The organism is Mycobacterium sp. TH-M25 (assembly GCF_057473665.1).
Genome location: NZ_JBYCLA010000095.1, coordinates 1 through 7,456 on the forward strand (window position 1 = coordinate 1; position 7,456 = coordinate 7,456).

A 7,456-nucleotide genomic window follows, 5' to 3' on the forward strand; every position below is an offset into this window, starting at 1 on the left:
GCCGGGCAGCGACACCTGCTGCGGCAGCGGGATCGGCAGGCCCGGGATTTGCGGCAGATTGAGCTGAGCCTGCGGCAGCATTCCCGCAGGGCTGGTGGCCGGAGCGGCCGGCGTCAGACCTGGAATGCCGAGCCCTGGTGTGGACGTCGCGGCCGGAGCCGGCGACGTCAGGCCCGGAATGCCGAGCCCTGGTGTGGACGTCGCAGCCGGAGCCGGCGATGCCAGGCCCGGGAGCAGCGACGCGCCGGGGGTGGTCGCGGCCGGCGTCTGCGGCATCTTGATCGAAGCACTGGCCAGCGGCGGCGGGGAGGCCGGCTGACCGCCTAGTGCCCCCGCGACGCTCTCCAGCAGCTGCGGCGCCTGAGCCGCGGTGCCGACGAGCTGCTGGCTGATGTCGGGGGCGGGCAGCGGTGCGCCCGGGTCGGCGTGGGCCGTGCCCATCAGGCCGCCGAAGAGCAACGCTGCCGACGAGCCCGCCACGACAGCGGTGGCGCGTACAAAGGTCCGAACAGTTGACATGATTCTCCCTGAAGCTCGCTGAATTTCGTGCAGGTCCTCGCCGCAGACGATCCGTCAAATACCGAAGTGACTCAAGTGACACGTGTGGCATTTATGGGACCGTTACTCAACCGAGCGGGGGCGGTGACCGAGCGGCCGCGCGACGGAACCGCGGCGCATGTCGGGCCCGGCGATAGAGTCGTGCAGATAGACACCATCTCGGCCGCTCCGGCGGCAATCATCAATCGCCGTCCCGCGATCTCCGTCGACACGATCGGGCCGGCGCTTTTGGTCGTCAGCGTGTTGGCACGGCTGGCCTGGACGTACCTGGCGCGCAACGGCGCCAACTTCGTCGACCTGCACGTCTATGTGGGCGGGGCGGCGATGCTCGACCACTCCGGCAGTCTCTACCGCTACGTCTACGCCGACCAGACGCCGGATTTTCCGCTGCCCTTCACCTATCCGCCGTTCGCGGCGGTGGTCTTCTACCCGCTGCACTTCCTGCCGTTCGGCCTGGTCGCGTTCTGCTGGACGGTCGGGACGATGGCCGCGCTCTACGGCGTGGTCCGGCTGAGTCAGCGACTGCTGGGTGTCGGCGTCGGCGAGGGCCGGCGGTTGGCGATGCTCTGGACGGGTGTCGCGATCTGGCTTGAACCGCTACGCAGCACGTTCGACTACGGGCAGATCAATGTCGTGCTGGCGCTGGCCACGTTAGGGGCGGCGTTCAGTACCCGCTGGTGGCTGTCAGGCCTGCTGCTGGGGACGGCGGCGGGGATGAAGCTGACGCCGGCGATCGGAGGGCTCTACTTCGTCGGTGTCCGCCGGTGGGGCACGGCGGTGTTTTCCGGGTGCGTGTTCCTGGCCACCATCGCGCTGTCGGCCTGGGTTGTCGGCGATCAAACTCGTTACTACTTCCGCGAATTGATCTTCAAGACCGACCGGGTCGGGCCGATCTGCACGATCTCCAACCAGTCCTGGCGCGGTGCGATTTGCCGGATCGACGGTCACGACTCGGGCTATAACCCGACGGTGTTGATCGGAATTGCCGTCACCGCAATACTTTCCGTGCTCGCCTGGCGCGCGATCCACGACCGCCTGGGCCGCCTGTTGGTTGTCGAGCTGTTCGGGTTGCTGCTGTCGCCGATTTCCTGGACGCACCATTGGGTGTGGTTGGTGCCGTTGATGATCTGGCTGCTCCACGGTCCGTTGTCCGATCGCCGCGGGGCGCGGGTGCTCGGCTGGATCTGGTTGGTGCTGCTCGTCGTCGGAGTGCCCTGGCTGCTGAGCTTCGCCCAGCCGAGCATTTGGCAGGACAGCCGTCCCTGGTATCAGGCGTGGGGCGGCCTGATCTACATCGTGGCGACGCTGGTCACCCTGGCCTGGGTCGCCACGACTCGAAGGCTCAAGACCCGACGGGGCTAACTCCCGAGGAGCGCGTCGATGTCGTGTGCCATCGCCACGTCTTTATCGGTGATGCCGCCTTCGGAGTGCGTAACTAGAGCGAAAGTCACTGTCCGCCAACGGATGTCGATGTCAGGGTGGTGGTCCTTGGCTTCGGCGTGCTCGCCCACCCGGCGAACCGCGTCGATGCCCGCGAGGAACTCCGGAAACTTCACCGACCGGCGCAGGGCGCCGTCTTCGCGTTTCCACCCGTTGAGATCAGGCAGTGCGGCGTCCACTTGTTCATCGGTCAAGACAGCCATCTTGTGACCGTATACCGTCAGCCGCGATGGTCAACCTGATCGTGGTCGCCGGCGCTATCGTCGCCGGATCGAAGGTGCTGATCGCCCAGCGTGTCCGGCCGCCAGAACTGGCCGGTCGCTGGGAATTGCCCGGCGGCAAGGTCGCTGCGGGGGAGACCGAATCCGAGGCGCTGATCCGTGAGCTCGCCGAGGAGCTCGGCGTCGAGGTCGTGGTTGATCAGCATCTCGGCGACGTCGAACTCAGTGCGACGACGACGCTACGTGCCTACGCGGCGAGGCTGGTGAGCGGCGAACCGCAGCCGCACGACCACGAGGCGCTGCGCTGGGTGTCCGCCGCGGAACTCGGCGACGTCGATTGGGTGCCCGCCGACCGCGGGTTCCTGACGGCGTTGAGTCGGCTATTGGGGTAGGACGCTGCCGCGACTGTGCGGGTTGTGCGCGTGCGAACACCATTTCCGCGAGCAGCAGCTGCACAGTCGCCGTCAACGTCACAGCCGCTCAGTTTCGCGATACACGACCTGCACTGAAACAATCACCAGCGTGGATTTCCGAAACGTCGCCATCGTCGCTCACGTCGATCACGGCAAGACGACCCTGGTTGACGCCATGCTCCGGCAGTCCGGCGCACTGACCCATCGCGGCGACGACGCGATCGAGCGCCTGATGGACTCCGGTGACCTGGAGAAGGAAAAGGGCATCACGATCCTGGCCAAGAACACCGCGGTGCATCGCCAGCACCCGGACGGCTCGATGACCGTCATCAATGTCATCGACACGCCGGGCCACGCCGACTTCGGCGGCGAAGTGGAACGCGGCCTGTCGATGGTCGACGGCGTGTTGCTGCTGGTTGACGCCTCCGAGGGGCCGTTGCCGCAGACGCGGTTCGTGCTGCGCAAGGCGCTCTCCGCGCACCTGCCCGTCATCCTCGTGGTCAACAAGACCGACCGACCCGACGCCCGCATCGCCGAGGTGGTCTCCGAGAGCCACGACCTGCTGCTCGACGTCGCCTCCGACCTCGACGCCGAAGCTCAGAATGCCGCCGAGGAGGCGCTCGGTCTGCCGACGCTGTACGCGTCGGGCCGCGCGGGGATCGCCAGCACCACCCAACCGGCCAACGGCGAAAACCCCGACGGCGAGAACCTGGACCCGCTGTTCAACGTGCTGCTCGAGCACATCCCGCCGCCCCAGGGTGACCCCGAGGCGCCGCTGCAGGCCTTGGTGACCAACCTCGACGCGTCGGCGTTCCTGGGCCGGCTGGCCTTGATCCGGATCTACAAAGGCCGCATCAAAAAAGGTCAGCAGGTGGCCTGGATGCGCGAGGTCGACGGCCATCCGGTCATCACCGCCGCCAAGATCACCGAACTGCTCGTCACCGAGGGGGTGGAGCGCACCGCCACCGAGGAGGCGATCGCGGGCGACATCGTCGCGGTGGCCGGTATGCCCGAAATCATGATCGGCGACACGCTGGCCGACCCCGAGCACGCGCACGCGCTGCCGCGCATCACCGTCGACGAGCCCGCCATCTCGGTGACCATCGGCACCAACACCTCGCCGCTGGCCGGCAAGGTGTCCGGGCACAAGCTCACCGCGCGAATGGTCAAGTCGCGCTTGGATTCCGAGCTGGTCGGCAACGTGTCGATCAAGGTCGTCGACATCGACCGGCCCGATGCCTGGGAAGTCCAGGGCCGTGGTGAGCTGGCGTTGGCCGTGCTCGTCGAGCAGATGCGCCGGGAGGGTTTCGAGCTGACCGTGGGCAAGCCGCAGGTGGTCACCCAGATGGTCGACGGCAAACGGCACGAGCCGTTCGAGGCGATGACCATCGACTGCCCCGAAGAGTTCGTCGGCGCGATCACCCAGCTGATGGCCGCCCGCAAGGGCCGCATGGAAGAGATGGCCAACCACGCCGCCGGCTGGGTGCGGATGGACTTCATCGTGCCCAGCCGCGGCCTGATCGGCTTCCGCACCGACTTCCTGACGTTGACCCGCGGCACCGGCATCGCCAATGCCGTCTTCGACGGCTACCGGCCGTGGGCGGGCGAAATCAAGGCACGCCACACCGGGTCGCTGGTGTCCGACCGCAGCGGGTCGATCACCCCGTTCGCCATGATCCAGCTCGCGGACCGGGGCCAGTTCTTCGTCGAGCCCGGCGAAGACACCTACGAAGGCCAGGTGGTGGGCATCAACCCGCGCGCCGAGGACCTCGACGTCAACGTGACGCGGGAGAAGAAGCTGACCAACATGCGGTCGTCGACCGCCGATGTGATGGAGACGCTGGCCCGGCCGCTGGAGCTCGGTCTTGAGCAGGCCATGGAGTTCTGCGCCGAGGACGAGTGCGTCGAGGTGACGCCCGAGGTGGTCAGGGTGCGCAAGGTCGAGCTCGCCGCAACATTGCGCGCCCGGGCCAAGGCGCGGGCCAAGGCGCGCGGCTGACGACGATCAAGCGGCGAGGTAGGAGCCGCGGTGAGAAGTCAGCCCCGAGGATCCCGCTGACGACCGATACCCTGTGGGGCGTGCCGAAACGAGCCCGCCGCGCATTTGCGACCGCCGGCCTGCTGGTTTCGCTGCTGACTGTCGGCGGGTGTGCGGTGAGTCCGCCCCCGGCGCCGCAGAGCACGGCGACCGCGCGTAGTACGGCGCCGCCGCCGCAGCGTAAGAGTCAGATCATCGTGGGCATCGACTCGATCGGCGCCGGCTTCAACCCGCATCTGTTGTCGGATCTGTCCGCTGTCAACGCCGCGGTGAGTGCGCTGGTGCTGCCGAGCGCGTTTAGACCGGTGGTCGATCCGAACACTTCGACGGGATCCCGGTGGGAGATGGATCCGACGCTGCTGACGTCCGCCGAGGTGACCAACGAGAACCCCTTCACGGTGACCTACAAGATTCGGCCGGAGGCGCAGTGGACCGACAACGCCCCGATCGCCGCCGACGACTTCTGGTACCTGTGGCGCCAGATGGTCGGCCAGCCCGGAGTGGTCGACCCGGCCGGCTATGACCTGATCACCGGGGTGCAGTCGATCGACGGCGGTAAACAGGCCCTCGTCACCTTCGCCCGGCCCTATCCGGCGTGGCGGGAGTTGTTCAACAACATTCTTCCGGCGCACATCGTCAAGGACGTGCCCGGTGGATTTACGGCCGGGCTGGCCCGCGCTTTGCCGGTCACCGGCGGGCAGTTTCGCGTGGAGTCGATCGACCCGCAACGTGACGAGATTCTGCTGGCCCGCAACGACCGTTACTGGGGCCCGCCGGCCAAGCCCGATCTGGTGCTCTTCCGCCGCGCCGGGGCGCCCGCGGCGCTGGCCGACTCGGTCCGCAACGGCGACACCCAGGTAGCTCAAGTACACGGCGGCTCGGCGGTTTTCGCGCAGCTGTCGGCGATCCCGGGCGTGCGGACCGCCCGGATCATGACGCCGCGAATCATGCAGCTGACCTTGCGGGCCAGCCGGCCCACGTTGGCCGACGGCCAAGTGCGCAAAGCGATCCTGGGCCTGCTCGACGTGGACCTGCTCGCCGCAGTGGGTGCGGGCAGTGACAACACCGTGAGCCTGGACCAGGCGCAGATCCGGTCGCCCAGCGATCCCGGCTACGTGCCGACCGCGCCGCCCGCGATGACCCGGACGGCGGCATTGGGGTTGCTGGAGGCGGCGGGTTACCAGATCGACAACGACACCTCGACGCCGGACAGCCCGCGCGGTCACGTCAGTAAGGACGGCAAGGATCTGTCGCTGGTCCTCGGGGTCGCGGCCAACGATCCGACCTCGGTGGCCGTCGCGAACACCGCGGCTGACCAGCTACGCAACGTTGGTATCGACGCGACCGTGCTCGCGCTCGACCCGGTCGTGCTGTACCGCGAAGCGCTGCTGAACAATCAGGTCGACGCGCTGGTGGGATGGCGTGAGGCCGGTGGAAATCTGGCGACGCTGCTGGCATCTCGCTACGGCTGCCCCGCGTTGGAGGCGACGGCGGTGTCGACGGCCGTGGCGCCGTCGACATTCCGCCCGACCGCAAAGCCCGCGCCCGCGACGACGCCGACCGCCGCCACGTCGACACCTCCGTCCAAGGCGCAGGAGCCCGGCGCGCTCGTGCAGGCGCCGTCCAACCTCACCGGCATCTGTGACCACAGCATTCAGGCCGACATCGACGCGGCACTGAGCGGTACCAAGGACATCAACGACGTGATCAACGCAGTCGAACCCAGGCTGTGGGACATGGCCACGGTGCTGCCGATTCTGCAGGACACCACGATCGTCGGCGCCGGACCCAGTGTGCAAAATGTCAGCCTCACCGGCGCGGTCCCGGTCGGCATCGTCGGCGATGCCGGGCAATGGGTCAAGACCTCGCAGTAAGCGGCCCGCCTTGACCGTCGTGGATAGCGATTAGCCTAGAAACTTTGTGCTACAACGTCATTCAGCTCGGCCGCAAAAGCACCGTATCGACGATCTGGGCGAGCTGACGTTTGTTCGGCGGCGCGCCGGTCAGCATCATCTGGTGATTCACCAGCGCAGCGCCCACCCGCGCGGTGTAGGGCGTCAGCGCGGACGCGTCGATCTCGCCGTTGTCGGCGCCTGCCTGCAGGATCGACTCGGTGATCCGCAACCGCGGTCCGACCACGGCATCGGTGAAGATCGCCCGCAATTCTGGCTCGTGCAGTAGCTGCTGCAGGCTGGCCAGGCTCGGAAATGGAGTCTTGCCCGCGACCAGGTCGCAGTGCGCGTTCAGCGCGGCCAGCAGGTTCTCCCGCGCGGATCGATCCGCCCGCGGCTCGGGCAGCGGCGGCAGGGCATAGAGCAGCGCGGACTGGACCAGATCGCGCTTGCACGACCACCGGCGGTACAACGCGGCTTTACCCGTCCGCGCCCGCGCGGCAATGCCCTCCATCGTCAGCCCGCCGTAACCGGCGGCAGCCAGCTCAGCCAGCGCCGCGTCGTACAGGGCATCTTCGAGTTGCTTGCCGCGGCGGCGGGTGCGGACCGTTGCCGTCTGCTGTCCCATCCGACGATAGTAGCCAGCGACGTACATTTGCGGTGATCAGGGGTTTGCCAAGTTGTCGACTGTCATTGCGGCTCAGGGCTTTATGCCACGAAATCCTTTGCCGCACACTACTAGGGTGCCCCTAGTAGTGTGCGGTGCATGCAGGAAACTCCGCGGCTGTTGTTTGTGCACGCTCATCCCGACGACGAGAGCATCACCAACGGTGCCACCATCGCCCACTACGTCGCACGCGGAGCGCAGGTCCAGGTGGTCACGTGCACGCTCGG

General features: G+C 67.4%; 8 protein-coding genes. 5 read left to right on the plus strand and 3 right to left on the minus strand.

Annotated features, from left to right (window positions below; translation table 11 throughout):
* Positions 1-519: hypothetical protein (locus AC2VOU_RS03435; RefSeq protein ID WP_486956091.1), on the minus strand; the 519-nt coding region annotated here is incomplete at its 3' end.
* A gap of 123 nt (positions 520-642) precedes the next feature.
* Between AC2VOU_RS03435 and AC2VOU_RS03440 the strand changes: the two genes are divergently transcribed.
* Complete coding sequence (locus AC2VOU_RS03440) at positions 643-1,920, plus strand: mannosyltransferase (protein ID WP_486956092.1); 1,278 nt, start codon at positions 643-645, stop codon at positions 1,918-1,920.
* Here the strand turns inward: AC2VOU_RS03440 and AC2VOU_RS03445 are convergent.
* Complete coding sequence (locus tag AC2VOU_RS03445) at positions 1,917-2,201, minus strand: 4a-hydroxytetrahydrobiopterin dehydratase (protein ID WP_486956093.1); 285 nt, start codon at positions 2,199-2,201, stop codon at positions 1,917-1,919. The two genes, AC2VOU_RS03440 and AC2VOU_RS03445, sit on opposite strands and share 4 nt — an antisense overlap.
* A 26-nt stretch (positions 2,202-2,227) precedes the next feature.
* Here AC2VOU_RS03445 and AC2VOU_RS03450 point away from each other — a divergent pair, with 26 nt between their 5' ends.
* From AC2VOU_RS03450 to AC2VOU_RS03460, 3 genes are all read left to right on the plus strand, one after another.
* On the plus strand, positions 2,228-2,611 hold the full coding sequence (locus AC2VOU_RS03450; protein WP_486956094.1) for a (deoxy)nucleoside triphosphate pyrophosphohydrolase: 384 nt from the start codon (positions 2,228-2,230) through the stop codon (positions 2,609-2,611).
* A gap of 130 nt (positions 2,612-2,741) precedes the next feature.
* Positions 2,742-4,631, plus strand: coding sequence for a translational GTPase TypA (gene typA / locus AC2VOU_RS03455; RefSeq protein ID WP_486956095.1), 1,890 nt, complete (start codon positions 2,742-2,744; stop codon positions 4,629-4,631).
* A 71-nt stretch (positions 4,632-4,702) separates the two neighbouring features.
* Entirely contained in the window at positions 4,703-6,544 is a 1,842-nt protein-coding gene (locus AC2VOU_RS03460) for an ABC transporter family substrate-binding protein (protein WP_486956097.1), read from the plus strand.
* Positions 6,545-6,605: 61 nt separating this feature from the next.
* On the opposite strand, the gene AC2VOU_RS03465 is transcribed toward AC2VOU_RS03460, so the two are convergent.
* Complete coding sequence (locus tag AC2VOU_RS03465; protein WP_486956096.1) at positions 6,606-7,190, minus strand: TetR/AcrR family transcriptional regulator; 585 nt, start codon at positions 7,188-7,190, stop codon at positions 6,606-6,608.
* A gap of 138 nt (positions 7,191-7,328) precedes the next feature.
* Between AC2VOU_RS03465 and AC2VOU_RS03470 the strand changes: the two genes are divergently transcribed.
* The coding region (locus AC2VOU_RS03470) for a PIG-L family deacetylase (RefSeq protein ID WP_486956098.1) at positions 7,329-7,456 on the plus strand (128 nt) is incomplete at its 3' end.

Bases quoted from the DNA above. Each gene is read 5' to 3' on its own strand.
- AC2VOU_RS03450 (WP_486956094.1), top strand. From the start codon at position 2,228: ATGGTCAACCTGATCGTGGTCGCCGGCGCTATCGTCGCCGGATCGAAG.
- AC2VOU_RS03445 (WP_486956093.1), bottom strand. From the start codon at position 2,201: ATGGCTGTCTTGACCGATGAACAAGTGGACGCCGCACTGCCTGATCTC.
- AC2VOU_RS03465 (WP_486956096.1), bottom strand. From the start codon at position 7,190: ATGGGACAGCAGACGGCAACGGTCCGCACCCGCCGCCGCGGCAAGCAA.